Origin of the sequence: Streptomyces sp. NPDC102283, assembly GCF_044766265.1 — a bacterium.
In the GTDB taxonomy this organism is placed as follows: Bacteria; Actinomycetota; Actinomycetes; order Streptomycetales; family Streptomycetaceae; genus Streptomyces.
Window position 1 is genome coordinate 155,477 of the sequence record NZ_JBIWLQ010000007.1, and the last position, 25,091, is coordinate 180,567.

Genomic DNA, 25,091 nt, shown 5'->3' on the forward strand with positions numbered 1-25,091 from the left:
GGCGAAGGTCGGAGCATGACCACCGACAGCCTCCGGAGCGGCCCCGGCACGACCGGCCGCAGCAGCGGGGGCGGCGGGCACAGCGCCCGACTGCCGGACAGGGAGCACCTCCCGGCCCGCGGCTCGACCACCGCCGCCGACGTCACCGTGCTCGACGTCGTCGTCCCCGTGCACAACGAGGAGAAGGACCTCCGCCCCTGCGTCGTGCGCCTGAACGGCCACCTCGCGCGGACCTTCCCGTACCCCTTCCGCATCACCGTCGCCGACAACGCCAGCACCGACTCCACCCCCGCCGTCGCCGCCGCGCTCGCCGCGGAGCTGCCCGGGGTGCGGTACGTGCGGCTGGCGGAGAAGGGCCGCGGGCGGGCGCTGCGTACGGTCTGGGCGCAGTCCGACGCACCGGTCCTCGCCTATATGGACGTCGACCTCTCCACCGACCTCAACGCCCTCCTCCCGCTGGTCGCCCCGCTGATCTCCGGCCACTCCGACCTGGCCATCGGCTCCCGGCTGTCGAGGAGTTCGCGGGTGGTACGGGGGCCGAAGCGGGAGTTCGTCTCGCGTGCCTACAACCTGATCCTGCGCTCCTCGCTGGCCGCCGGGTTCAGCGACGCCCAGTGCGGGTTCAAGGCGATCCGGCGCGAGGTCGCCGAGCGGCTGCTGCCGATGGTGGAGGACAGCGGCTGGTTCTTCGACACCGAGCTGCTGGTCCTCGCCGAGCGGGCCGGGCTGCGCATCCACGAGGTGCCCGTCGACTGGATCGACGACCCCGACTCGACGGTCCGCATCGTGCGGACGGCCACCGATGACCTGAAAGGGGTGTGGCGGGTGGGGAGGGCGCTGGCCGTCGGCGCGCTGCCGCTGGACCGGCTGGCCCGGCCCTTCGGGGACGACCCGCGCGACCGGGCGCTGACCGGAGTGGAGCGCGGACCGGCCAGCCGGCTCGTCGGGTTCTGCTTCGTGGGCGCGCTGTCGACGTTGTTCTACCTCGCGCTCTACTCCCTCTTCCGGCTCGGCGTCGGCCCGCAGTTCGCCAACGGCGGCGCGCTGCTCGTCTCCGCCGTCGCCAACACCGCCGCCAACCGCCGCCTCACCTTCGGTGTACGCGGCCGGGACGGGGCCTTCCGCCACCAGGCGCAGGGACTCGTGGTCTTCGCCATCGGCCTCGCGCTGACCAGCGGCTCGCTCGCCGCGCTGGGGGCGGCGACCGGATCGCCCGCGCACGGCACGGAACTGGCCGTGCTGATCACCGCCAACCTCGCGGCCACCGTGCTGCGTTTCCTGCTCCTGCGCGCCTGGGTCTTCCCGGAGCGCCGCGCCACCGAACGGGACGACGTGGAGGCGCGGTTGCCCGCGGCGGCCGCCCTCCCGGTCCGCGACGAAGCCGAGGATGCCCGATGACCACGACCGCCGCCCCCGCGATCCCTGTCGCCGCGCCGCCGACCGGAAGGGAGGGCCCCCGCTGGGCGCGCCCCGCGCTGTACGGGCTGCTGCTCGCGGTCGGGCTCGCCTACTTCTGGAACCTCAGCGCCTCCGGGTACGCCAACTCCTTCTACTCCGCCGCCGTCCAGGCGGGCAGCCAGAGCTGGCAGGCCCTCTTCTTCGGCTCGCTGGACTCCGCAGGCGCCATCACCGTCGACAAGCCGCCCGCCGCGCTCTGGCCGATGGCCCTGTCGGTGCGGCTGTTCGGGCTCGACTCCTGGGCGATCCTGGCCCCCCAGGTCCTGATGGCGCTCGCCACGGCGGCCGTCCTGAACACCGCCGTACGCCGTCGCTTCGGGCCGGTCGCCGGGCTGATCGCGGTGGGCGTGTTCGCGCTGACGCCGGTGGCGGCGCTGATGTTCCGCTTCAACAACCCGGACGCGCTGCTCGCCCTGCTGATGACCGTCACCGTCTGGTGCGTGCTGCGGGCCCTGGAGCAGGGCCGGACCGCGTGGCTGCTGTGGGCGGGCGCGGCGGTCGGTCTCGCGTTCCTGACGAAGACCCTCCAGGCGTTCCTGATCCTGCCGCCGCTGGCCGTGCTGTACGCGGTGTGCGCGCCCGTTCCCGTGCCGAAGCGGCTCGGTCAACTCGCCCTGTCCGCGCTGACGATGGTCCTCGCCGGCGGCTGGTGGGTCGCGATCGTCGAGCTGATGCCGGCTTCCTCACGCCCGTACGTCGGCGGCTCGCAGAACAACTCCTTCCTGGAGCTGACCTTCGGCTACAACGGGCTCGGCCGGATCAACGGCGAGGAGACCGGGAGCGTCGGTGGCGGTGGCGGTCGTGGGGGCGGAGGCGCCGGCGGTGGCTGGGGTGAGACCGGCATCGGCCGGATGTTCAACTCCGAGGTCGGCGGCCAGATCGCCTGGCTGCTCCCCGCCGCGCTGATCCTGCTGGCGGCAGGCCTCTGGCTGACCCGACGGTCGGCCAGGACCGACTCCGCGCGGGCCGCGTTCGTCGCCTGGGGCGGTGCGCTGATCATGACCGCGGCGGTGTTCAGCTTCATGGCCGGGATCTTCCACCAGTACTACACGGTGGCCCTCGCCCCGTACGTCGCGGCGCTCGTCGCCATGGGTGTCACGGTGCTGTGGGAGGAGCGGGGCGCGTGGTGGCCACGTGCGGTGCTCACGGGCACGGTCGTCGCGACGGTGGTCTGGGCGTACGTCCTGCTGGGCCGCACCCCCGACTACCTGCCGTGGCTGCGGTGGGCGGTCCTGGCGGCCGGGCTGATCGGTGCGCTCGGGCTGCCGGCCGTGGGCCGGTTCGGCGGACGGGGCCTGGCGGCCGCCGTGGTGGGGCTGAGCTGCGCGGCGTCGCTGGCGGGGCCGGCGGCGTACACCGTCTCCACCCTGAACAGCGGCCACCAGGGCTCGATCGTGACCGCCGGTCCTTCGGCCGGCTTCGGCCTGGGCGGACCCGGGGGCGGTGGCGGTCGGGGCGGACCCGGTGGCGGACCCGGTGGTGGACCTGGCGGCGGGCAGCGCGGCGGCATGCCCACGTTGCCCGGAGGTGCCGCACCCGGAGGAACGGCACCCGGAGGAACCGCATCCGGCGGTACGGGCACGGGTGCCGGCACCGGCACGGACCCCCGCTCCGGCGAGGGCGCGAGGGGCGGTGGCGGTGGCGGCATGGGCGGACTGCTCAACGGCGCGTCCGTCGACGCCGAGGCGAAGGCGCTGCTGGAGAAGGGCGCGGACGACTACACCTGGGTCGCCGCCGCCGTCGGCGCGCAGAACGCGGCCGGCTACCAACTCGCCACCGGAAAACCGGTGATGGCGGTCGGCGGCTTCAACGGGAGCGACCCGTCACCGACGCTCGCACAGTTCAAGAAGTACGTCGCGGAGGGGAAGATCCACTACTTCGTCCCGGGCGGAGGAACGGGCGGAGGAACGGGAGGCGGGCCAGGAGACGGGCCAGGAGGCGGGGTGGAAGGCGGAGCCGGTAGGGGCGGCAGCTCCGGCACCTCGTCGCAGATCTCCGCCTGGGTGACGGAGAACTTCACCGAGGTCACGGTCGGCAGCACCACGTTCTACGACCTGACACGCTCGACGGGTTGAGGACCGGGCGTACGCGGTCGGGATCAGAACCCGGCCGCGTACGTCCAGAAGTCCCGCATCACCCGAGGCGCGGCGGGTCCGGCCATCTCCATCTGGGTGAGCAGGACGGCGACCGTGCCCGTGGACGGGATGACGTGGGCGGTGGTGCCGGTGCCGCCGACCCAGCCGTAGCGGCCCAGCACGTTCCAGGGGGCCGCGACCTCGACGTCCACCGCGGCGCCGAACCCCCAGCCCTGCCCCTCCGTGAACAGCTCGCTCGCGGCGCGCTGGTCGGGGGTGAGGTGGTCGGTGACCATCTGGCGGACCGACTCGGCGGCCAGCACCCGGTGGCCCTCGTCGTCCAGGCCCCCGGCGAGCAGCATCCGGCCGAAGGCGGCCCAGTCGTCGACGGTCGAGACCAGGCCGCCCGCGCCGGACGGGAAGGGGGGCGGGCTGCTCCACTGCCCGTCCGGCGCGTCGATCAGGACCGGGTCACTGCCGCTGTCCGCCCCGGCCCGGTAATAGCCCGTGAGCCGGTCGAGCGCGGCGGGCTCCACGGCGAACCCGGTGTCCGTCATGCCGAGGGGCTCGAACAGCCGCTCCGCCAGATACGCGGGCAGCGGGCGGTCGGCGACCCGGGCGATGAGGACGCCGAGGATGTCGGAGCACGTGTTGTAGAGCCAGCCGTCGCCCGGCTGGTGCAGCAACGGGATACGGGACAGGGCGGCCATCCAGGCGTCCGGCGCGAGGACGGCCTGCGGCTGCGGCGGCCCCTGTTTCAGCTCGGCGAACAGCGGGGCGACGGCCGGGAGCGAGAAGTCGGACGGGAAGCCGTATCCGGCCCGCAAGGTCAGCAGGTCCAGCAGGGTGATCGGGCGGAGAGCCGACACCACGTCGTCGACCGGGCTCCGCGGGGTCCGTACGACGAGGGGCGCGGCCAGTTCGGGCAGCCAGGCGGCGACCGGGTCGGCGGGGGCGATCAGGCCGTCCTCGACGAGTGTCATGGCGGCCGCCGCCACGATCGGCTTGGTGATCGAGGCGATACGGAAGAGCGAGTCCCGCCGCATCGGCGCGGACCCGGCGAGGACGGCCGTACCGGCCGAGGCCACCTCGGTCCTCCCGTCCCGGGCGACCAGGGCCACCGCGCCCGGCATCGACCCCTCGGCGATGTGGGCGTCCAGCAGTTCGTGCAGGGGGGTGGTGGTCATGGGTCGTCCTTCGTCCGGTACCGCGTGTGCTGTCGGAGGCCTGCGCCCCGGGAGGCGCCCCGCGGTGCGCGACCGCGGGTGGTGGACCGGGCGCGGCCCTCGGACAGGAGGACGCGCGCCGGCCGTAAAAGGAGGCATTCGGGCCGGAATTGATGACTCCCGGCCCTCCCGGGACTCATCGGCCCCGCTCCGGTCCCGGCCCCGTCCGGGCTCATCCGACCGACCCCCGTCGGTGGCTCATCGGCCCCTTCCTCCCCGTACCAGCAGGTCCGCGACCACCGGCCGGTGGTCGGAGGCGACGCTCTCCGGCACCCACGCCTTCCGCACCGTGATCCCGGTGCCCGGCCCGCCCTTCGACACCGCCACGAAGTCGATCCGCTTGACCGGGTCCTGCGCCGGGAAGGTGGGCGTGCCCGGGTCGGCGTCCGTCAACTCTCGCCACAGCGGTGCCAGTTCGGGGGCGGCGGGCTCCGCGTTGAGGTCGCCGAGCAGGATCCGGGGGCCCCGGTCCTCGGCCATGATCCGCCGGGTGTCGGCGACCTGGGCGACGCGGACGGCGGGGTCCGGGCGGTAGTCGAGGTGGGTCACGTACACGTGCACCGGCAGCCCCCGCACCCGTACGACGACCTCGCCGAACCCCGGGGCGGGAGCGGGGGCCGGGTTCGGGTCCTGGGTGGAGAGGCGGGTGATCTCGTGGTTCTCGGCGCTCAGGACGCGGTGCCGCGACAGTACCGCCACCCCGTACTCCGCCCGGGGGCCGCCCGGTCGGGCCGGGTCCAGGCTGTAGATCGGCGCGAAGGAGACGTGCATCCGCAGCCGCCGCGCCAGCTCGCCGGCGAGGTCCCGCCACCCGCTGCGGTCGCCCCAGTGCCGGTCGACCTCCTGAAGGCCGATCACATCCGCGTCGAGCGCGCGGAGTTCGGCCGTCTGGCGTTCCAGGTCGAAGACACCGTCCACGCCCGCCCCGGCGTGGATGTTGTACGTGGCGACCCGCAGCGGCACGTCACCGCCGACGGGCGGGCGGGTCGTGGTGACGGCGGCGGCGGGCGGCGCGATGAGCGCGCCCAAGAGGGTTACCGCGAAGAGGAGTTGAGGGACACGAGAGGTACGGCGACGCAGCGACATGGCTCTCCAACCGGCCGAAAATCGCGCACTTTGTCAGGTCAGCGTCGAGAACCGTACCGCTCGGCCGCCGTGCCGCCCCACCGGCGCGGCCGATCCATGGCGCGGAAATCGACTTGTACGTTGTACAGGGACTGCCTTACGGTGTACGTCAGCGATACGCCATACGCCGTACAGTGCCGAGCTTCGCGTGCCGTACGACCGCTCCGGAGCGAGCTGCCACCGCACCGGACCCGGAACCCGCACACGTCACATCCGGCCCTCCCGGGCCGCCCAACACCCCTACGGAGCCCGCATGACGGCGCCCGCCGCACAGCGAACAGACCTCGCCCCCCAGGGGCATCCCCAGCGCTGGCTGATCCTCGGCGTCATCTGCCTGGCCCAGCTCACGGTGCTGCTCGACAACACCGTCCTGAACGTCGCGATCCCCTCCCTCACGTCGGAGCTGGACGCCTCCACCTCCGACGTGCAGTGGATGATCAACGCCTACTCGCTCGTCCAGGCGGGTCTGCTGCTGACCGCGGGCAGCTCCGCCGACCGCTACGGGCGCAAGAAGATGCTGATCGTGGGCCTCGCCCTGTTCGGCGTCGGCTCGCTCGTGGCCGGGCTCTCCCAGTCCTCGGGCCAACTCATCGCTGCCCGTGCGGGCATGGGCGTCGGCGGCGCGCTGCTGCTCACCACCACGCTCGCCGTCGTGGTCCAGATCTTCGACGACACCGAGCGGGTCAAGGCGATCGGGATCTGGTCGACCGTCGCCTCCCTCGGCTTCGCGGCGGGGCCGCTGTTCGGCGGGTTCGTCCTCGACCACTTCTGGTGGGGCGCGATCTTCCTGATCAACATCCCGGTCGCCCTGATCGGCCTGGTCGCCGTCGCCCGGCTCGTACCGGAGTCGAAGAACGGCCAGGGGGAGCGCCCCGACCTGCTGGGGGCGCTGCTCTCCACGATCGGCATGACCGCCGTCGTCTTCGCGATCATCTCCGGACCCGAGCACGGCTGGGCGTCCGGCCAGGTGCTGCTGACGGCGTTCGTGGGGGTCGCGGTACTGGCCGGATTCGTGCTGTGGGAGCTGCACATCCCGTACCCGATGCTCGACATGCACTTCTTCCGGAACCAGAAGTTCGTCGGCGCGGTGGCGGGGGCCATCCTGGTCGCCTTCGGGATGACCGGCTCGCTCTTCCTGCTCACCCAGCACCTTCAGTTCGTCCTCGGGTACGGGCCGTTGGAGGCGGGTCTGCGTACGGCTCCGATGGCGCTCACCGTGGTCGCTCTCAACCTCACCGGCCTGGGCGCGCGCCTGGTCGGGAAGCTGGGGACGCCCACCGTCATCGCCGCGGGGATGAGCTGCCTGGCCGCCGGTCTCGCCGCCATCGCGGTGCTCGGCGGGGGCGGCGGGTACGGCGGGATGCTGTTCGGCCTGGTCGTGATGGGCGTGGGGATCGCCCTGGCGATGCCCGCGATGGCCAACGCCATCATGAGCGCGATCCCGCCGGAGAAGGCCGGGGTGGGCGCGGGCGTCAACGGCATGCTCGCGGAGTTCGGCAACGGACTGGGGGTCGCGGTGCTCGGCGCGGTGCTGAACGCCCGCTTCGCTGCTCTCGTGCCGGCCGCCGTCGGCGCCGCCTCGCTGCCGGCGGCCCTGGCCGCCGCCGACGGGCCCGCCGCCCGGGAGCAGATCAAGGACGCCTTCGCCTCGGGCCTGGAGGTCAGCCAACTGGCCGGTGCGGTCGCGGTGCTGGCGGGCGGACTGCTCGCCGCGCTGCTGCTGCGGCGGGCCGAGCGGGCGGGGGCGCCGGCGGCCGGGGCTACCGCGGCGCCGGCGGCCGGGGGCGCGGAGACGACACCGGTGGCCGGGGACACCGCGGCACCAGTGGCCGGGGCCGCGAAGGCCGGGGACCGGGCGGACTCGCCGGGACCGGCGGCATAGCATCGGACAGGGCGCGCGTACCGGACCGTCAGCGTCCGGTACGCCGTCCTTCCGGCAGGACGGCTCTGTCGCGCCCTTCCGGCAGGATCGAACGGCGGAGCGGTCCGCGCAAGACGAGGAGAGTGCGCCATGGTGTCCGAGTCCGACCGCGAGTCCGTGCCCGAGCCGGAGTCCGTGCCCGAGCCGGAGTCCGCGTCCGGGGGCGACCGCGTGAACAACCCCGCGCGGACCAGCGTGTGGCTGGACCGGCGGACCCCCTCGCGCTCCCGCAGGTCCGAGTCCCCGGCGGGCCTGGACCGCAACCGGATCACCGAGGCGTCGGTGCGGCTGCTGGACGCCGACGGCCTCGCCAGGTTCTCGATGCGCCGGCTCGCCGCCGAGCTGGACGTCACCGCGATGTCCCTCTACTGGTACGTGGACACCAAGGACGACCTCCTGGAGCTGGCGCTCGACTCGGTCTACGCCGAGATCGCCCCGCCCCGGGAGGCCGCCGACTGGCGGGACCGGCTGCGGGAGCTGGCCCGCAGCTACCGCGAACTCCTCGTCCGCCACATCTGGATCTCCCCGCTGGCCGGGACCTTCCTCAACATCGGCCCGAACTCCATGCTGTTCTCGTACGCCGTCCAGGACATCGTCCGGGCCACCGGGCTGCCCCTGGAACGGCAGACCGGCGCGCTCTCGGCGGTCTTCCAGTTCGTGTACGGATTCGGCACCGTCGAGGGCCACTTCAAGGCGCGGTGCGACGCGGCCGGGATCACCCAGGACGAGTACCACCAGCAGGCGATGGGCACGATCAGGGCGCAGCCGCACCTGCGGAAGATCGTCGACTACTCCGACGGCCTGATGGCGGCCCGGGGCGGGGACACGGTCGAGGAGATGCGCGAACGGGACTTCGTGTTCGCGCTGGACCTGCTGATCGCGGGCATCGAGGCGGTGCGCGACCGGAGCGGGTCAGCGGCCCAGTAGCCCCGCTCCGGCACCTCCGCCTCACCCGCTCCGGCCCCTCCGCCTCTCCAGCCCCTTTCCGAGGGACGCTCGGTGCCGGCGTGGGCCCTTGGAGGGACGCTCAGTAGCCGCGGCCCACGTGCACTGTCAGCTCGGGCCGGCGGCCCGCCGCCACGGCCTCCCAGCAGGCGGTGAAGTCGCCGGCGACGTCCTCGTCGGTGGTGATCCCCGAGGAGTGCGAGGTGATGACCGTACGGGGCAGCTCCCACACCGGGTCGCCGGGCGCGGCCGGTTCCTCCGGCAGCACGTCCAGCACCGCCCGCCGCAGTCGGCCGTCCCGCAGCGCGGTCTCCAGCGCCGCCATGTCCACGGTCGCGCCCCGCCCCACGTTGATGAACGTCGCCCCGCGCACCGCCGCGAACCGGGCGGCATCGAAGAAGCCCTCGGTGGCCCCGGTCAGCGGCAGCGTGGAGACCACCCAACGGGCCTCACCCAGCGGGTCGTCGTCCTCGGCGGCCCCGATCACGCGGTCGAAGCCGGGGACCACCCGGACGGTGCCCGGCGCGGGCCCGAAGCGTGTCGTGCGGGCGACGCCCACGGTGCGTACCCCGCAGGCCCCCAGCAGCCGCCCGACAGCCGCGCCGATGCGGCCGGTCCCGTAGATCAGGGCTGTCTGCCCGGCGACGAGCTCCGAGGGGAGGCGCTCCCAGTGCGCGCGGGCGTGCAGGGCGGTGAACTCCGGTACGGACTGGCACTCGGCGAGCATCCAGGCCAGGACGTACTGGGCGATCCGCTCGCCCATCCGCCCCACGGTCCGGGTCAGGAGTGCCGAGCCGGGCCAGGGACCTCCGGCGAACAGCGGGTCCGTGCCCGCGTTCACGCTGTGGAACCAGAGCAGCCGGTTCGTCCGGAGCGCGTCGGGCAGTGTCTCTCCCACGCACAGAAGGGGTGCGTCGGACGGTGGCGGGACGTCCTCCAGGGCCTCCGCGTCCCGCCCGGTGATCCGCTCCAGCTCCCGTACCAGGCCGCCGTCGAGCGAGGGCGCGACCAGCAGCCGGGCGCGTGCGAGGGCATCGGGCGCGGGCAGCGGGGCCGGGACGGGAATCCCGCACCCGAGGAGCGAGTGGGGCTGCCCCGGGACGGATACCGGCGGAGCGGGCTCGGCGTTCCCGTTCGCCGGGTCCCCTGCGGCTTCTCCGGTCACCGCGCGGTCAGCTCCCCGGGGCCAGGTGGGCGGGGAAGCCGCCGGTGGCGACGGGGCCCCAGCGCTCCGGGGTGACCCGGATGATCGACTTGCCCTGCTTCACCATCGCCGCCCGGTACTCGTCCCAGTCCGGATGCTCGCCCGAGATGTTCCGGAAGTACGCGACGAGCGGCTCGACCGAGTCCGGGGCGTCGATGACCTCCGCCGAACCGTCGACCTGCACCCACGGCCCGTCCCACTCGTCCGACAGCACGATCACGCTGACCCGCTCGTCGCGCCGCGCGTTGCGGGTCTTGGCGCGCTCGGGGTACGTCGACATGACGATCCGCCCCTCGTCGTCCACGCCGCAGGTCAGCGGGGAGCCCTGGGGGCGGCCGTCGGCCCGGGTGGTGAGCAGGACCGCCCGGTGCCGGGGGCGTACGAACGCCAGCAACTCGTCGAGCTCCACGGCGGTGTTGGTCGCGATGTTCGGTGCCATGCCCACCACCCTACGACCGGCCCGGGCCAGGGCCGGGGAAGCGCCCCGCCGAGGTCTAGCCGGGCACCGCCTCGCCCTGTACGGCCTGGATGTCCAGCTCCACGCGCAGGGTCGTGCCGATCGCGGAGATGCCCGCCTGGACGACCTGGTTGTAGTTCATCGCGAAGTCGGCGCGGCGCAGTTCGGCGGTGGCGTGGAAGGCCGCGCGGACCCCGCCCCACGGGTCGGGCCCGGTGCCGAGGTAGCTGAGGTCGAGGTCGACGGGGCGCGAGACGCCGTGCATGGTCAGTTCGCCGTGCACGGTCCAGCGGTCGGGTCCCGCCGGGTCCAGCGCGGTGGAGCGGTAGGCGATCTCCGGGTAGCGGTCCACGTCCAGGAAGTCGGGCGAGCGCAGGTGCTTGTCCCGCATCTCGTTGCCGGTGTCGATGCCGGCCGCCCTGATCACCGCGTCGACCCGGGAGCGGGAGACGTCCTCGGCGATCTCGATCCGGCCGCCGAAGTCGGTGAAGCGGCCGTGCACGCTGGAGATCCCCAGGTGCTGGGCGACCGCGCCGACCGAGGAGTGCGCGGGGTCCAGCGACCAGACGCCCGGCGGCGGCAGTTCCACCCCGCCCTGGCGGGCCAGCACGATCTGGCCGCCCTCGATGCGGCCGCTCGCGGTGACGAGGGCGGTGGAGGCGGAAGGGGCGTACCCGACCGCCGTGACGATCACCGTGTACGCGCCGGCCGCCAGGGAACCGTCCGTGCGGACGGCCCCGTCCTCGTCGGCCGCGGCGCGCAGCACCTGGGCGCCGGTCATGTCGGTGACGGTGATGACGGCGTGCTGGACCGCCCAGCCGTCCCGCGTCCGTACCTGTGCGCGAAGTCCCATCCCGTATCTCTCTCCTAGCTCGATGACCCGCGGCCGGCCCGAAGGAACCCGGGGCCGCATGAGTCGGGCCCCGGGGCGGTCACGGCAGGCCGTCCCCTGCTCGCCGTACCCGCCACCGGGGCCCATTTCCACCCGGTCGTGACAGCCTCTCCGCTGAAAGTGCCGTCCGACCAGGGGTCTTCGCGATCCCTTCACGTGCGCGTGCGCATCCCTATAGGTGCGCGCGCGACAGGTGTGGGCGCGCGCCCGCACCGCGGGGATCGATCACTCGCCCGGGTGGGCGAGCTCGATGTCGTGCCCGTCGACTCCCGGGCCGCTCACGGTCAGCGATCCGGCCACCGGCGGGTAGCCGGTCGCGATGACCGCGTACTCGCCCGCGTCCAGGTCGGTGAAGGCGTACGCCCCGTCCTCGCCGGTCGTCGCCGTGGCGACCACGTTGCCCGCCGCGTCGATCAGCGTGACCCGTGCGTCGGTCAGCGGGCCCCGTGCGGACCCGGCCCGCACGACGCCCCGGACCAGCGCGCCGGACCGCAGCGCGGCCTCGACGCGGGTGACGCCCTGGCCGCCGATCTCCACCGGCAGCGCCAGCGGACGGAAGCCGGCCGCGTTGACCGCGACGGTCACGGAGCCCGGGATCAGCTCGCCGAAGGCGAACTCGCCGGACGGGCCGGACGCGCCGGTGGCCAGCACATCGCCCCGGACGTCGGTCACGACGACCATCGCGCCGTCCACGGGGGCGCCGGACTCGGCGGCCTTGACCGTTCCGGCCAGTCCGCTCGTACCGGACAGCAGGATGTCGAAGGCCAGCGATTCCTCACCGACGACCACGGTGGAGGCCTGCGGCTGGAAGCCGTCGGCGGAGGCGATCAGCACGTAGCTGCCGGAGCCGGGGGCGTCCAGGCGGTAACCGCCGTCGGGCCGGGCCACGGAGCGGCCGAGCTGCCGGCCGCCCAGCGAGATCAGGGTGACGGCGGCGCGGGCGACCGGAGCGCCCTCCGCACCGCGCACCACACCGTGCACCGGGGTGCCCTGCATGCTGCCGCTGTCGACGGTGTCGTACGAGGCGGAGGCGGAGGCGGTGTCGACCGAGGTGACCCCGGCCGCGCCCTCGGAGACCGGACCCGTGACCGCGCCGACGGCGGCGGGTACGGGCACCTCGGCCGTCCCGACGGCGGCCGAGGCGTCGGCGGAGGCGTCGGCGGGGGCGTCGGCGGGGGCGTCGTTCGCCACGCTGCTCTTCAACGCGACCTCCTTGATGAAGAGCGTCACGATGAAGGCGACGAGCGCGGCCGGAGCGGCGTACAGGAAGACGTCGCCGACGCCGTGCCCGTACGCGGCCTCCATGACCAGGCGCAGGGGCTCGGGCAGCTTGTCCAGGTCGGGGATGCCCCCGCCGCCGGTACCGCCGTGGCCGAACGCGGCACCCTCCGGGCCGAGAGCGGCGATGCCGTCCTTGACGTAGTGGGTGACCCGGTTGCCCAGGACCGCGCCGAGCGCCGAGACGCCGATCGCGCCGCCGAGGGAGCGGAAGAAGGTGACGACGGAGCTCGCGGAACCGAGGTCCTCGGGAGCGACCTGGTTCTGGGTGGCGAGGACCAGGTTCTGCATCATCATGCCGATGCCGAGACCCATGACGAACATGTAGACCGCGACGTGCCAGTACACGGTGTCGTACCGGATCGTGCCGAGCATCCCGAGCCCGGCCGTGACCAGGAAGCCACCGGTGACCAGCCACGCCTTCCAGCGCCCGGTCTTGGTGATGACCTGGCCGGAGATGGTCGAGGAGAGGAAGAGCCCCGCGATCATGGGGATGGTCATCACGCCGGACATCGTCGGCGACTTGCCGCGCGCCAGCTGGAAGTACTGGCTGAAGAAGACGGTGCCGGCGAACATCGCGATGCCGACGAACAGCGAGGCGATCGAGGCCAGCGTGATGGTGCGGTTGCGGAAGAGGCGCAGCGGGATGATCGGCTCGGCGGCCCGCGACTCGGTGAAGACGAAGATCAGGCCGAGCAGGACGGAGCCCGCGACCATCACGCCACTCTGCCACGACATCCAGTCGTACTTGTCGCCCGCGAAGGTCACCCAGACCAGCAGCAGGGAGACGGCGGCGCTGATGAAGAACGCGCCGGTCCAGTCGACCTTGACGCCCTCGCGCTTGACGACCGGGAGCTTCAGGGTCTTCTGGAGCACGATCAGCGCGATGATCGCGAACGGCACGCCCACGTAGAAGCACCAGCGCCAGCCCATCCAGCTGGTGTCGGTGATGACGCCGCCGAGCAGCGGACCGCCGACGGTGGCGACGGCGAAGACCGCGCCCAGGTAGCCGCTGTAACGTCCGCGCTCGCGCGGGGCGATCATCGCGGCCATGACGATCTGCGCGAGGGCGGAGAGACCGCCGACGCCGATGCCCTGGACGATCCGGCAGGCGATGAGCATGCCGCTGCTGGTCGACAGACCGGCGACGACCGAGCCCAGGACGTAGATGATCAGGGCTATCTGGACCAGCAGCTTCTTGCTGAAGAGGTCCGAGAGCTTGCCCCAGAGCGGGGTGGTGGCGGTCATGGCCAGCAGCGAGGCCGTCACGACCCAGGTGTAGGCGCTCTGGCCGCCGCCGAGGTCGGAGATGATCTCGGGCAGGGCGTTGGAGACGACCGTCGACGACAGGATCGCGACGAACATGCCGAGCAGCAGCCCGGTCAGCGCCTCCATGATCTGCCGGTGTGTCATCGGCGTGCCGTCGGAGGCGCCGGAGGCGGTGGCGCCTCCGTGTCCTCCGTGCTTGGCGTGGCCGCCCCGCACACCGGTGGGTGTGGTCGTAGCCATTGAGTTCCTATCCGTGCGAATTTGCTTCTGTTACACAGGTGTACGGGTGTGAGCCTCGTCGCCGAGGCGGGTCCTGCACTCGCCGGTGTGACGTCCGGGGGCGCAGCCACCGGATCCGCGACAGGCGAAGCTGTCGCGCAGCCGGGACAGCAGCGCGATGAGCCGGCCGACGTCGTCGTCGGACCAGTCCTGGAGGTTGTGGGCGAACACCTCGGTGGTCCGCCGGGTCAGTTCGTCGAGCTGCTCGTGCCCGCCGGGGGTCAGCCGCAGGATGCGGGACCGCTTGTCCGCCGGGTCCGGAGACCGTTCGATCCAGCCGCGATCGGCCACGTGGGTCACATGACGGCTGGTCACCGACATGTCGACGGACAGCAGCTCGGCGAGCCGGCTGATCCGCATCTCGCCGTGCCGGTCCAGGAGGGTCAGCACGGCGGCGGAGCCCGCGGGGCACTCGTGGGGCAGCGCGCGGGCCAGTCCCCTCTTGACGGCCCCGACGGCGCTGAGCTGCCGGGCCAGTTCCTCGTAACTACTCCGTGCGGCCACGGGAACCCCCAGCACACTCACGACTATGTTGTTGCTTAGGGCAACGATAGAAGCCGTTGGTTGCTACAGGCAAACGAAAACGGCCTTGCAGAAGTAAAGGAACGCAAAAGCCTCCGTAGGGTCCGGGTCAAGCCCGCCGCCCGGCCGCGCCGACGCAGGTCGGAGGGGGTGCCGGGTGGCCCGGGGGTTGGGCCGTGGGCCCGAGTTCGCTAGGGTCCTGCCCCATGGCACACAACCCCCACGCCCCTCAGCCGGGCCCCGAGGGCACCCCGGACCCGGCGGGCAGCACGCAGATGTTCCGCGCCTTCGTCGACGAGGGCGAGCCGCAGCGCCGGCAGCAGCCCGCGGCGACCTCTTCCGGGCCGAAGGTCGGGGTGATCGCGGCGGTGATCGCGGTCGTCGTCGTCCTCGGCGCGGTGGCCTGGCTCGCCCTGGGCTGACCCGCGCCGGCACGGCCGCGCCCCAGGACGGTGCGCGCGCCCACGCCGGCACGCGCGCCGCAAGAGGGTGCGCCCTCATCAGCACCCGCGCTCCAGGACCTGCGGCCGGCCTCGACGGCATGCGCGCTCCAGGACGGTGCGGCCGCGACCGCACGACACGACAGCACGACGCGTACGACCGTACGATCCGGCCGCACGGAGGACGGGAAGCGGGGCCGCACAGCCGACCACCGCGCCACCGCCCCCGGGCGGCCTTCGTGCGTCACGGGGTCCCGCCGTCCGGTCAGGTCACTTCCACACGGCGGAGACGTCCTGAGTCTCTACGCGCATGCCCAGCGGGACCCGCCAGGACTCCACGCAGACGGTGTACGTCTCCGAGCGCGCCGAGCCCGCGCCGATTGGGGCGGGCAGGGGCTGGGAGGAGGTGATGGTCGCCCAGTCGACGCCCAGGGCGCCGATGATGTGCGTGGCGAAGGTGACGGTCCCCGAGTGCGCCGGGGAGCCGCCGGTGTTGCGGAACTCCACCGTCACCTTCTCGCACCACCGTTTGTCCGCCGCCTCGCGCTGCGGTGCGCTCAACGTCAGCGCGGCCGGGGTCGCGGGGGGAGCGGGAGGTTCCGGGGTTCCGGGACCACCCTCACCCGGTGGTGAAGGGGTGCCGGGCCCACCGGAGGCCGGGGGCCGGGAGCCGCTGCCCGGCTTCGAGGGCTCAGCGGGCTTCGGCGGCTTCGCGCCCGGCCCGGCGGGTGAGCCGCCTCCCTGACCGCCCGGCGTCTCCGTACGCGCCCCGCCGGGAGTGTCCTGGGCGCGCCCGGGCCCGCTCGCACCCGGGGAGGAGGGCGCGGACGAGGGACTGCCGGACCCGCGGCCGCCGGACCCGCGCTCACCGCTGCCGCCGTTCCCGTCCAGCGGGACCAGCGTCACCTTGCCCGAGGGCTTGCCGTCGCCGCTCGACGGCCGGTCCCCGCCATCGGCGGCGGCGCCCACGGCCACGTATCCGTCGTCGCCCGGTCCGCTCCCGCAGGCGGCCAGGAGGCCGCCGCCCAGACACAGAGCGGCCGCCGAGGCGACGACGACGGTGCCTCGGCGGCGGGTGGAGCCGAATGTCTGACGTCGCATCGCGCCAGTGTGGCTGACGACCCGTCAAATCTGAACCCCGGTGCAGGGACCGGCGGAGTCCGGCCGAACTCCGCCGGCCGGCCTCAGTCCGCGATGAGCCCTTCCCTGAGCTGCGCGAGCGTGCGGGTCAGCAGCCGGGAGACGTGCATCTGGGAGATGCCGACCTCCTCGCCGATCTGGGACTGCGTCATGTTCGCGAAGAACCGCAGCATGATGATCTGGCGCTCGCGCGGGGCGAGCTTGGCCAGCAGCGGCTTGAGCGACTCGCGGTACTCGACGCCTTCCAGCGCCGCGTCCTCGTACCCGAGGCGGTCGGCGAGGGAGCCCTCGCCGCCGTCGTCCTCGGGGGAGGGGGAGTCCAGCGAGGAGGCGGTGTAGGCGTTGCCGACGGCAAGACCGTCGACCACGTCCTCCTCGGAGACCCCGAGCGCGCGGGCCAGCTCCGGCACGGTCGGCGAGCGGTCGAGCCTCTGCGCGAGCTCGTCGCTGGTCTTGGTCAGGGCGAGCCGCAGCTCCTGGAGGCGGCGGGGGACCCGCACGGACCAGGAGGTGTCGCGGAAGAAGCGCTTGATCTCGCCGACGACGGTGGGCATCGCGAACGTCGGGAACTCGACGCCCCGTTCGCAGTCGAACCGGTCGATCGCCTTGATCAGGCCGATCGTGCCGACCTGAACGATGTCCTCCATCGGTTCGTTGCGGCTGCGGAACCGCGCCGCGGCGTACCGCACCAGCGGGAGGTTCAGCTCGATCAGTGTGTCCCGCACATAGGTCCGCTCCGGACTGTCCGTTCCCCCGGGGCCCGAGGCGGGGCCGAGCGCGGCGAGCCGCAGGAACAGGGAGCGGGACAGCGTGCGGGTGTCGATGGCTTCCGGCGAGCTGGTGAGCACGGCGGGTGCCGGCACGCTCTTCGTGAGCGTGAGCACCTTCGAGCTGCCCTGTTCTTCGGACATGCCACCCCCTTGAGGTCGCGGACGGTCGCGGTGGCCGCGACCATCGGAGGAACGCAGCCTCCACCTGAATACCGGAGGCGGGGCTGCGGCAAACGCGCTTCGAGCAGAATGTCACATGTCGGCAACACGCTGTAGTGACATGTCGACAAGTCAGCGCCGAATCCGCCCTGGAAAGAGGGGGTGTAGGCCTTTTATGCCGTCAGAACTGCTCTGTGGACGGTCTACCCGTTCCGGCTACGCCTCGATCCTGTTTGCGGATCTCAGTCGGGCGAAACTTCTGGCCAGAAGCCTTGACACATGCATCTGGGAGACGCCCAGTTCCGCGCTGATCTGAGACTGGGTCAAATTGCTGTAGTAGCGCAGGAGGAGGATGCGCTGCTCGCGCTCGGGGAGCTGGACGAGGAGGTGCCGGACGAGATCGCGGTGTTCGACGCCCGCGAGCGCGGGGTCCTCGTAACCGAGCCGGTCGAGGAGCCCGGGCAGCCCGTCACCTTCCTGGGCGGCTTCCAGCGAGGTCGCGTGGTACGAGCGCCCGGCCTCGATGCAGGCCAGTACCTCGTCCTCGGAGATCCTCAGCCGCTCGGCGATCTCGGCGGTGGTCGGGGACCGGCCGTGCGCGGTCGTCAGGTCCTCGGTGGCGCCGGTGACCTGGACCCACAGCTCGTGGAGCCGGCGGGGGACGTGGACGGTGCGCACGTTGTCGCGGAAGTACCGCTTGATCTCGCCGACCACGGTGGGCATGGCGAACGTCGGGAACTGGACCCCGCGGTCCGGGTCGAACCGGTCGATGGCGTTGATCAGGCCGATGGTGCCGACCTGGACGACATCCTCCATCGGCTCGTTGCGGCTGCGGAACCGCGCCGCGGCGTACCGCACGAGGGGCAGGTTCGCCTCGATGAGGGCGGCCCGGACCCGGCGGTGCTCAGGAGTGCCCGGCTCCAGGTCCTTGAGCTGGCCGAAGAGGACCTGGGTGAGCGCCCTGGTGTCGGCGCCGCGGGCCCTGGCGGGCCTGGCCGAGGGGTCCGGGGTCTCGGTCTGGATGTCCTCGGCCCGGGCGGTCTGAACGGTCTGGACGGTCTGGGGAGGCACTTGAGGCGCTGTACTGGCCGGCACGGTGACGCCACCCCTTTGCGGTCAACTACGGTCAACTCATCCGTCAAAAGCGGTCATAGCATCACAAGACATGTCCACTGTGTGCAAGCACCTCATAGTGCCGTGTTGAGGTCATAAAGGTTTAAACAGAACGGAGAAACCCCCCGCCTGGCAGGCGAGGGGTTGCTGGAACCGGGACGGACCGGTGCCGGGGAAGCGTCAGAAGGGATAGTCGGCGATCACCCAAGTGGCGAATTCCCGCCACTGTCCGGCGGCGGCCTGGTGGGCCGGGTGCTCGATGTACCGCTTGAGCGCGTCCTCGTCGGCGACGGCGGAGTTGATGGCGTAGTCGTACGCGATCGGCCGGTCGGTGATGTTCCAGGCGCACTCCCAGAACTCCAGCTCCGGAACCTGCCCCTCCAGCTCCCGGAAGGCCCGGTCCCCGGCGACGACCCGCGGGTCGTCCCGCTCGACGCCCTCGTTCAGCTTGAAAAGGACCAGGTGGCGGATCATCGCACTACTCCTACTTCACCAGCTCTGACATGAAGTCACCGACGCTCTGCGCGGCGGTGGAAATGCCTTCGAACCCTACCTGGACCAGCTCGGCGGCCCGCTGCGGAGACATGATGATCGTGTACAGCACGAAGACCACCACTATGTAGATGATGATCGTCTTTGCCTTGGCCACAATCCTGCCCCTCCATCGACCCCATGTGCGATCGGGCGATTGTATCCGCACGGATGGTCGTATCCGGGTGGCTGTTTCTGATCACTGATGCGGCCTTTAGGGACTTATGACCTCGCCATCAAGGTCTTTTGCCCGACCTCAAGGATCCTGCCGCGCGGCAGGATGGAAACCGAGCCCAACGGGACCAGGCAGGACCCGGAGGGCCGGAACAGGGCCTCTCTGTGGGGTCACCGCCGCGCGATCCCCCCTGACCGCGGCGGAGGACCAGCAGGCCCTGTTCTCACCGGGGGAAGCGGCTTGTCCCCCCGATGCCGCTTCCCCCGACCTGACTTTCCCGACGCCCACGCCGCCGCTCGGACGAGCCCGCTCGTGTCGATGTCGAGGCCGAACGGCAACGGAAGCCGCACGACGGCACCGAACGGGTAGGAACCCTCCACGTGGGCGTACCCCAGCTTCTGCGGCTCTGAGAAAAGCGTGATGCTGCGATCGACGCGGTCGACGAGCAGGTACGACGGTGCCCCCGTACTCGGCGTATCTACGTCGCTTGACGGCCCGGTCCGTCTCCGCGTTCGCGACAGCGATGTCCGGGACGTATCAGTTGGATGAGTACGTGATGCAAGGTTGGGGAATGCCCCCGCCGGCGCGGGGACGACAGCCGCTGAGGCTTCAGGTACTTCGCCATAGGGGGAACAGCCCCGCACGCGCGAGGGAGACCCGGCCCTCACCTTTTTGACACTGCAAAGCAGGGCTACGCCCCGCACGCGCGGGGACGACGTGCTCATCCAGAACTCGGACACGGTCGGAATGGGAACAACCCCGCACGCGCGGGGACGACACGTCCCCCCGATCCGCTTGGAGAGGGCCGAAGGGAACAACCCCGCATGTGCGGGGACGACACGTCCCCCCGATCCGCTTGGAGAGGGCCGAAGGGAACAACCCCGCATGTGCGGGGACGACCGGCGGCATCCTCGGTCACCTGGCCGAGGATCTGGGAACACCCCCGCACTCGCGGGGACAACCTCGGCATGCTCCACCCGCGGCCGAATCCGCTGGGAACAGCCCCGCATACGCGGGGACGACGGTACCCCGTCCTGCACCTGCGGTACCTGTCCGGGAACAGCACCGCACGCGCGGGGACGACCCAAGGACGCTCATGCTCACCTTCTTCAACCAGGGAACAACCCCGCACGCGCGGGGACGACGCCCTGGCCGTCCACGCCACGCAGACCCGCAAGGGAACAACCCCGCACGCGCGGGGACGACTCGGCATCGGGCCAGTTCAGGGCCCCGGACCAGGGAACAACCCCGCACGCGCGGGGACGACGAGGCAGGCGAAGCCCTCCTCGACCTTGACGAGGGAACAACCCCGCACGCGCGGGGACGACGTCCAGTTGGACGCCTGCACCGAGACCCAGACGGGAACAACCCCGCACGCGCGGGGACGACACCTGTTTCTGACTGGTCCCCACCCGCATCGGGGGAACAACCCCGCACGCGCGGGGACGACACCCCGGGCACGGCGCGCGTCCGTATCCAGCAGGGAACAACCCCGCACGCGCGGGGACGACCCCGCGCGCCCTGCGGAACTCCCGCTCTACATGGGAACAACCCCGCACGCGCGGGGACGACGGGGCATGGTCCGACGACTGGGTTGTCGACGAGGGAACAACCCCGCACGCGCGGGGACGACATCTGGACCACGGGCCAGGACCTTTCCGAGGCGGGAACAACCCCGCACGCGCGGGGACGACCGATCTACTCCCCTGACAGGCGACAACTCGAAGGGAACAACCCCGCACGCGCGGGGACGACCGCCCCCACCGTCGGCCGCAGCGACTCCCAGCGGGAACAACCCCGCACGCGCGGGGACGACATGGAGGCGGTGGAGAGGGGCGTCCTCGCCCGGGGAACAACCCCGCACGCGCGGGGACGACGTCACTGACCTGGTGTTCTATGAGGGCAGGAGCCTGTTTTTACCCACTTCTTTGAATTCGGGCATAAGGGGCCCTTCCGTTCTGTGGTGCACGCCGACCCGCATCTGCCCTCGAAGCCGCACCTACCTCCCGCCCCCAAACCGCCGCCTTTTCGACGCCTTGCTCCAGCCCTGGCGGGGAACATCGGCCGCCGCGCTCCCCGCCCGCGGGGCGCGGGAGCTCGGGCGGTGGATCAGCGTGAGGCCCTCGTGGTCGGTCGGGTGCCAGGTGTGGTCGTGGGTTTCGAAGGCGTAGCCCTGCTCGTTGTCCGTCTGGTAGGCGAGCAGGGCGCGGCCCTGGCCGGCGTACTCGCGGACTTCGGCCCACAGGAGGTCGCGGATGCGGGTGGACGGAGAGCCGAGGAAGACGCCCGGGGAGATCTCCAGCAGCCAGCGGGTGAGGAAGCCCCTGAGGCCGACCGGGCAGTTGGTGAGGACGATGACGGTCACCAGATGATCTCGTCTCCGTGGTTGCGCCCGCCCTCGACCATGACGTCTCCGTCGGACTGGAGCGTGACCCGGTCCGACGGCGTGCCGTCCGCCCGGGTCGTGTCGCGGGTGCCGTCGTAGCCGAGCAGGTCCTTGATGTCCTGGACACAGCGGTCGAGCAGGCCCATCCGGTTGATGCGGTCCCGGAGCATGCGGCGGGTCCGGGCCGCGATGTCGTCCACGCCCTCGACTGCCGCGTCGAAGGCTGCGGGAATGGCGATGTCCGTCTTGTAGAAGTCCGCGACGTCCATGACGAACGAGCGTTCGTGGCCGGAGTGGACGAACCCCAGCCCGGGCGAGCAGCCGAGGGCCGCGACGACGGAGTGGGATACGCCGTACATGCACTGCGCGGCGGCGGTGACGGCCTGGTTGGGGGCATCGCCCGCCGAGAAGTCGTCACGGTGGTACTCACGCTTGCGCCAGGGAACGCCCGTACGTAGGGACTCCCGCTTGTAGCACTCCCGCAGCCGCGTGCCCTCCTTGCCGAGGAGTTCGTTCCGCGTGCGGCCCGTGGTGTCCTCGCCCGGAAACCGCAGCCGGTACATGGCGCGTGCCACGTCCAGCCGGGTGCGCCGGTTCGCCCACGCCGTGGCCTGGGCCTCGATCAGGCCCGAGGATCGGGTGAGCGCCCGGCCGCCCGCGTAGTACCGGACCCCGTGCTCGCCGACCCATGCCACGCCCGCGCCGCTGTCGCCGAGGAGGGCCATCGCCTGGTGGGTGACGCGGGTGCCGGGGCCGAGCAGGAGCGTGCCGATGGTGGCTGACGGAATGTGCGTGACGCCGTCCGCGTCCTCGGCGGTGATCGCGTTGGAGTCCCGGTGCACCGTGCACCGTTCCAGGTAGACGAACGAAAGCCGGTCGCCGACCCGTGTGAGCTCGCGAGGGGTGGAGGCCCCTCTACGGCCGACCGTGCTCAACCTTCCCCCTTCACCTGTACGGGGGCCAGCGTCATCAAGCCGCAGCCGTACGCCTTGGCCTTGCCCAGGCCGTGGGTGAGCGTGCGGCGGAAAAGGTCCGGATCCGTGACGCGCAGGCGGCCGTCGAAGGTGACCTTGGTGATCTGTACATCGCTGTTCCCGCGCGTCGTCTCCGACGTACGTCGGAACTGGAGGGGGATCTGGTCGCGGACGATCAGTTCGTACTCGTCACCCACGGGCAGCAGGCGTTGTTCCGGCGGCTTGCGAACGACCTCGAAGCCGGCTTTCTCCTGCCGCTCCAGCAGCCAGTTCATCTGGTGACGGGGGGTCTGGTGCGCGGCCCTCTTCGTCCGCTCGCCCTCCTTCACGTACGCGTGGCGAATGTTGTGCACGGGGTTCGCGGTGAGCCTGAATCCCCACGTGTCGTTCGGATGGAGCGCGGTGAGGAAATCGGCGTACGCGAACGTCGTCCACCCGGGCTCGTCCGAGGCGGGCCAGCCCGCCTGCTCGACCAGGTGGGTCAGGTCGGGGCGGCTGGGGCTGACGATGTAGAGCACCGTCTCGGAGGTCCCGTTGCGGTCCACACGCCACAGCACGCGGGGGCCGGAACCGTCGCGGGAGGGCGGGGTGGGAAAGGATGCGTTCACCGCGCCGTGTAGACGGTGCGGTGAGCCGAGCAGTCGGCGGCCCTCTGACCGGCCGGTGTTCACACGGAATCGGGTGAGGTACATCAGTCGGTCCTCGTTGCGGCGGGCGTGGCGGGCGTGGCGGGCGTAGCGGGTGTGACGGGTGTGAGCAGGGCGGTGGGTTCGTGTGGCGGCCGTGACGATCGGGCCCCGGCCGTTGTGGGCACGCTGGCCTCGGTCGTCCGTACGCCCCGCAACCCGTACCGGCGGTGGCGCGGATCAAAGCTCACCGGGAGATCCCGCAGGGTGATGTCCGGCAACCGGCCGGGGGCGGACGGGCTGTCCAGCAGGAGGTCCAGGCGCACGTCGGCGGGTGGTGACTGGCCTTGTCGGCGAAAAGAGGCAGCACGCTGTTTTCGGTACCAGCCGGACGCCTCCCACGATGCTTCCCGGAGGGTCTGTTCCAGCTCCCCGTCCAGCGGCTCCGCGATCGTCACCGGCTGCGACGGCGGACAGGAACGACGGCCCAGGTAGGGCAGGAACACCGGCTCCAGCAGCGCCTCGTACAGCCGCCGCACGAGTCCGGGGTCACCGCGCACGCCTGCCACGAACACCGCGTCGGCGAGGTAGAAGCGCTCCGACAGCGGCATCGCTTTGAGCGTGTCGCCGTGGTGCGCCGTCTGGAAGTCGCGCAGCCGGGTGCCCGGTTGGTCGATACGCACACCGAACTCCAGCGCCGCGAGGTCGGTGAGGCCGGCATCCCGCCTACGTCCCTGAGCCGCGGCGAGGAGGCCGATGACGCCGCTCTTGGTCGGCGCGTTCTCCGTGGTGCGGCGAGTGAAGCGGGCCGCCGATCCCCAGGACTGGAGGGGCCCCGCGAGCCGCAGCAGCAGCACGCTCATGCCCCGGGCTCCGGCACGAGGCCCGAGGCGCTCCTCGCACCAGGGACGCCGGTGGCGGGCCCCGCGCCCTCCGGTGCCACCCGGGCGACCACAGCGTCTCCCACCGCGGTCAGCAGCTCGGGCAGGCTCACGGACCTGCCCAGCGCCTCCAGGGGCTTCGTCTCCTTGCCCACCCGGACGACCCAGCCCTCCGGGCCGTCGGAGAGGCCGAAGCTCGCCTCCAGATCCGGCACGAAGTCGGCCAGCTTCTCGCAGCTCCCCGCGAGGAAGCCGCCTTCCCCGCCCACCGCCACGGGTTCCTCGAAGGCGGCCACGTAACTGACGGGGCGCCGGGACCGGACCTTCACGATCACCGCCGCCGGCAAGGTCTGATGGCCGAAGGAGTTGATCTTTCCGGTGGGAAGGGACGTGATGAAGCCTTCGAGGAAGGCCGTGACAGCGCGTCGAGTGGGTTCCACCGGCCGGGCATCGTCGTGTCCGGCGCCCAGGTTCTCCTGGAGACGGTTCACATCGAGTGCGGCGTAGCGGTAAAGGGTGGCGGAGTTGAAGTCGACGGTGCCGATCATTCCGGCACCGGTCTCAGCGTTCGTGTTCTTGTCGTCGACCGCTGTGTAGTAGTCCGATTCGACCTCCACCGCGTGCACGCTCAGTGCGTGGGCGACCTGGGCCGCCGCGTCCACGTTGAGGTCGGTCGAATTTGCGACCATGCGTCCGAACAGGGCGATGTCCACCGAGTGCTCGGTGAGGACGAGTTGCTTGGCCCGGGCCTTGTTCTCCTTGTCCTTGAAGAATTCCTTGAGCGCCTTGACGTCACCGCCCTTCCCGCCTTCGAGCGTCATCGCGGCGAGGGCGTCGTACTGCCGACCGCTCAGGAACATCAGATAGGTGGACTCGGCTGCGGGATCCTCCAGGTCCTGCTTGCTCTTTCGGTTGGGGACGGCGACCTTCGAGCCGGTTGCGGTGGTGATGGTCTCCGCCGCCAGGCTCTGCGCGGCGGCACGCGGCAGCGACGGGTCCAGATCCAGGATCCGGTCGGCGAGGACCTCCACGACCTTCTTGGTGCGGATGCCGAGCTCGGACGGGTCGAGCAGCTCCGCGAACGCCGTACGGGTCGCCCGCTTCCACGCCTGGCTGGACACACGGGAGCGCCGCACGCCCCCGTACGTCGCCGATTTCGGCGTCCCCGTGTCATCGCGATTCAGATTGCTCGGCGGAACGGTCTGGAGAATGTGGATGTCGAGAATCGTCCGGTTCAGGGTCACG

22 protein-coding genes, 1 pseudogene and 1 CRISPR repeat array are annotated in these 25,091 nt (G+C 71.8%); of the genes and pseudogenes, 5 read left to right on the forward strand and 18 right to left on the reverse strand.

What is annotated here, in order from left to right; genetic code table 11:
• Positions 1–15: 15 nt before the first annotated feature.
• Together ACIRJT_RS16140 and ACIRJT_RS16145 are read left to right on the forward strand one after the other, a co-directional pair.
• A complete protein-coding gene (locus ACIRJT_RS16140) occupies positions 16–1,398 on the forward strand; it encodes a glycosyltransferase (protein ID WP_403909353.1) in 1,383 nt (460 codons plus the stop codon).
• Complete coding sequence (locus tag ACIRJT_RS16145; protein WP_403909356.1) at positions 1,395–3,533, forward strand: ArnT family glycosyltransferase; 2,139 nt, start codon at positions 1,395–1,397, stop codon at positions 3,531–3,533. Before ACIRJT_RS16140 ends, ACIRJT_RS16145 begins: the two co-directional genes overlap by 4 nt.
• A gap of 23 nt (positions 3,534–3,556) precedes the next feature.
• On the opposite strand, the gene ACIRJT_RS16150 is transcribed toward ACIRJT_RS16145, so the two are convergent.
• Together ACIRJT_RS16150 and ACIRJT_RS16155 are read right to left on the reverse strand one after the other, a co-directional pair.
• Positions 3,557–4,720 carry a serine hydrolase domain-containing protein gene (locus ACIRJT_RS16150; RefSeq protein ID WP_403909359.1) on the reverse strand — a complete coding sequence of 388 codons (1,164 nt, stop codon included), beginning with the start codon at positions 4,718–4,720 and terminating at the stop codon, positions 3,557–3,559.
• A gap of 237 nt (positions 4,721–4,957) precedes the next feature.
• Positions 4,958–5,845 (reverse strand): endonuclease/exonuclease/phosphatase family protein, encoded by an 888-nt coding sequence (locus ACIRJT_RS16155; protein ID WP_403909362.1) that lies wholly within the window; start codon positions 5,843–5,845, stop codon positions 4,958–4,960.
• A gap of 292 nt (positions 5,846–6,137) precedes the next feature.
• Between ACIRJT_RS16155 and ACIRJT_RS16160 the strand changes: the two genes are divergently transcribed.
• The gene (locus ACIRJT_RS16160; protein ID WP_403909365.1) at positions 6,138–7,766 is read left to right on the forward strand and encodes an MFS transporter; all 1,629 of its coding nucleotides are present in this window, start codon (positions 6,138–6,140) and stop codon (positions 7,764–7,766) included.
• A gap of 129 nt (positions 7,767–7,895) precedes the next feature.
• Positions 7,896–8,732 carry a TetR/AcrR family transcriptional regulator gene (locus ACIRJT_RS16165; RefSeq protein ID WP_403909368.1) on the forward strand — a complete coding sequence of 279 codons (837 nt, stop codon included), beginning with the start codon at positions 7,896–7,898 and terminating at the stop codon, positions 8,730–8,732.
• A gap of 100 nt (positions 8,733–8,832) precedes the next feature.
• Here ACIRJT_RS16165 and ACIRJT_RS16170 read toward each other — a convergent pair whose 3' ends face one another.
• The 5 genes from ACIRJT_RS16170 to ACIRJT_RS16190 all read right to left on the reverse strand — a co-directional run bounded on the left by ACIRJT_RS16170 (position 8,833) and on the right by ACIRJT_RS16190 (position 14,633).
• Entirely contained in the window at positions 8,833–9,816 is a 984-nt protein-coding gene (locus ACIRJT_RS16170; protein WP_403909885.1) for an NAD(P)-dependent oxidoreductase, read from the reverse strand.
• 106 nt (positions 9,817–9,922) lie between these two features.
• Entirely contained in the window at positions 9,923–10,393 is a 471-nt protein-coding gene (locus ACIRJT_RS16175) for a PPOX class F420-dependent oxidoreductase (RefSeq protein WP_402020934.1), read from the reverse strand.
• A 55-nt stretch (positions 10,394–10,448) separates the two neighbouring features.
• Positions 10,449–11,264: a YceI family protein gene (locus tag ACIRJT_RS16180; RefSeq protein ID WP_403909371.1), complete on the reverse strand. Its 816-nt coding sequence runs from the start codon at positions 11,262–11,264 to the stop codon at positions 10,449–10,451.
• Positions 11,265–11,528: 264 nt separating this feature from the next.
• On the reverse strand, positions 11,529–14,090 hold the full coding sequence (locus ACIRJT_RS16185) for an MFS transporter (RefSeq protein WP_403909374.1): 2,562 nt from the start codon (positions 14,088–14,090) through the stop codon (positions 11,529–11,531).
• Between the two features lie 30 nt (positions 14,091–14,120).
• Complete coding sequence (locus ACIRJT_RS16190; RefSeq protein WP_403909888.1) at positions 14,121–14,633, reverse strand: MarR family winged helix-turn-helix transcriptional regulator; 513 nt, start codon at positions 14,631–14,633, stop codon at positions 14,121–14,123.
• Positions 14,634–14,857: 224 nt separating this feature from the next.
• Here ACIRJT_RS16190 and ACIRJT_RS16195 point away from each other — a divergent pair, with 224 nt between their 5' ends.
• Positions 14,858–15,073 carry a hypothetical protein gene (locus ACIRJT_RS16195; RefSeq protein ID WP_003967688.1) on the forward strand — a complete coding sequence of 72 codons (216 nt, stop codon included), beginning with the start codon at positions 14,858–14,860 and terminating at the stop codon, positions 15,071–15,073.
• Positions 15,074–15,361: 288 nt separating this feature from the next.
• On the opposite strand, the gene ACIRJT_RS16200 is transcribed toward ACIRJT_RS16195, so the two are convergent.
• From ACIRJT_RS16200 to cas7e, 11 genes and pseudogenes are all read right to left on the reverse strand, one after another.
• The gene (locus ACIRJT_RS16200) at positions 15,362–16,192 is read right to left on the reverse strand and encodes a hypothetical protein (RefSeq protein WP_403909377.1); all 831 of its coding nucleotides are present in this window, start codon (positions 16,190–16,192) and stop codon (positions 15,362–15,364) included.
• Between the two features lie 83 nt (positions 16,193–16,275).
• Positions 16,276–17,142 (reverse strand): RNA polymerase sigma factor SigF, encoded by an 867-nt coding sequence (locus ACIRJT_RS16205; protein ID WP_403909380.1) that lies wholly within the window; start codon positions 17,140–17,142, stop codon positions 16,276–16,278.
• Positions 17,143–17,376: 234 nt separating this feature from the next.
• Positions 17,377–18,255, reverse strand: a complete 879-nt coding sequence (locus ACIRJT_RS16210) for an RNA polymerase sigma factor SigF (protein WP_403909383.1) — start codon at positions 18,253–18,255, stop codon at positions 17,377–17,379.
• Between the two features lie 198 nt (positions 18,256–18,453).
• Positions 18,454–18,747 (reverse strand): Dabb family protein, encoded by a 294-nt coding sequence (locus ACIRJT_RS16215; protein WP_003967684.1) that lies wholly within the window; start codon positions 18,745–18,747, stop codon positions 18,454–18,456.
• Positions 18,748–18,757: 10 nt separating this feature from the next.
• Complete coding sequence (locus ACIRJT_RS16220) at positions 18,758–18,922, reverse strand: hypothetical protein (RefSeq protein WP_003967683.1); 165 nt, start codon at positions 18,920–18,922, stop codon at positions 18,758–18,760.
• Positions 18,923–19,281: 359 nt separating this feature from the next.
• A pseudogene (locus tag ACIRJT_RS16225) lies at positions 19,282–19,495 on the reverse strand (Uma2 family endonuclease); the annotation flags it as partial.
• A gap of 51 nt (positions 19,496–19,546) precedes the next feature.
• Positions 19,547–20,856: a CRISPR direct-repeat array (repeat unit 29 nt; unit sequence GGGAACAACCCCGCACGCGCGGGGACGAC).
• Between the two features lie 122 nt (positions 20,857–20,978).
• The gene (gene cas2e / locus ACIRJT_RS16230) at positions 20,979–21,344 is read right to left on the reverse strand and encodes a type I-E CRISPR-associated endoribonuclease Cas2e (RefSeq protein ID WP_403909387.1); all 366 of its coding nucleotides are present in this window, start codon (positions 21,342–21,344) and stop codon (positions 20,979–20,981) included.
• On the reverse strand, positions 21,341–22,300 hold the full coding sequence (gene cas1e, locus ACIRJT_RS16235; RefSeq protein ID WP_403909390.1) for a type I-E CRISPR-associated endonuclease Cas1e: 960 nt from the start codon (positions 22,298–22,300) through the stop codon (positions 21,341–21,343). Before cas1e ends, cas2e begins: the two co-directional genes overlap by 4 nt.
• The gene (gene cas6e / locus ACIRJT_RS16240; RefSeq protein ID WP_403909393.1) at positions 22,297–23,031 is read right to left on the reverse strand and encodes a type I-E CRISPR-associated protein Cas6/Cse3/CasE; all 735 of its coding nucleotides are present in this window, start codon (positions 23,029–23,031) and stop codon (positions 22,297–22,299) included. Before cas6e ends, cas1e begins: the two co-directional genes overlap by 4 nt.
• The gene (gene cas5e / locus ACIRJT_RS16245) at positions 23,031–23,828 is read right to left on the reverse strand and encodes a type I-E CRISPR-associated protein Cas5/CasD (protein ID WP_403909396.1); all 798 of its coding nucleotides are present in this window, start codon (positions 23,826–23,828) and stop codon (positions 23,031–23,033) included. Before cas5e ends, cas6e begins: the two co-directional genes overlap by 1 nt.
• Positions 23,825–25,084 carry a type I-E CRISPR-associated protein Cas7/Cse4/CasC gene (cas7e, locus tag ACIRJT_RS16250; protein WP_403909891.1) on the reverse strand — a complete coding sequence of 420 codons (1,260 nt, stop codon included), beginning with the start codon at positions 25,082–25,084 and terminating at the stop codon, positions 23,825–23,827. The genes cas5e and cas7e overlap by 4 nt, the downstream gene beginning before the upstream one ends.
• Positions 25,085–25,091: the final 7 nt, after the last annotated feature.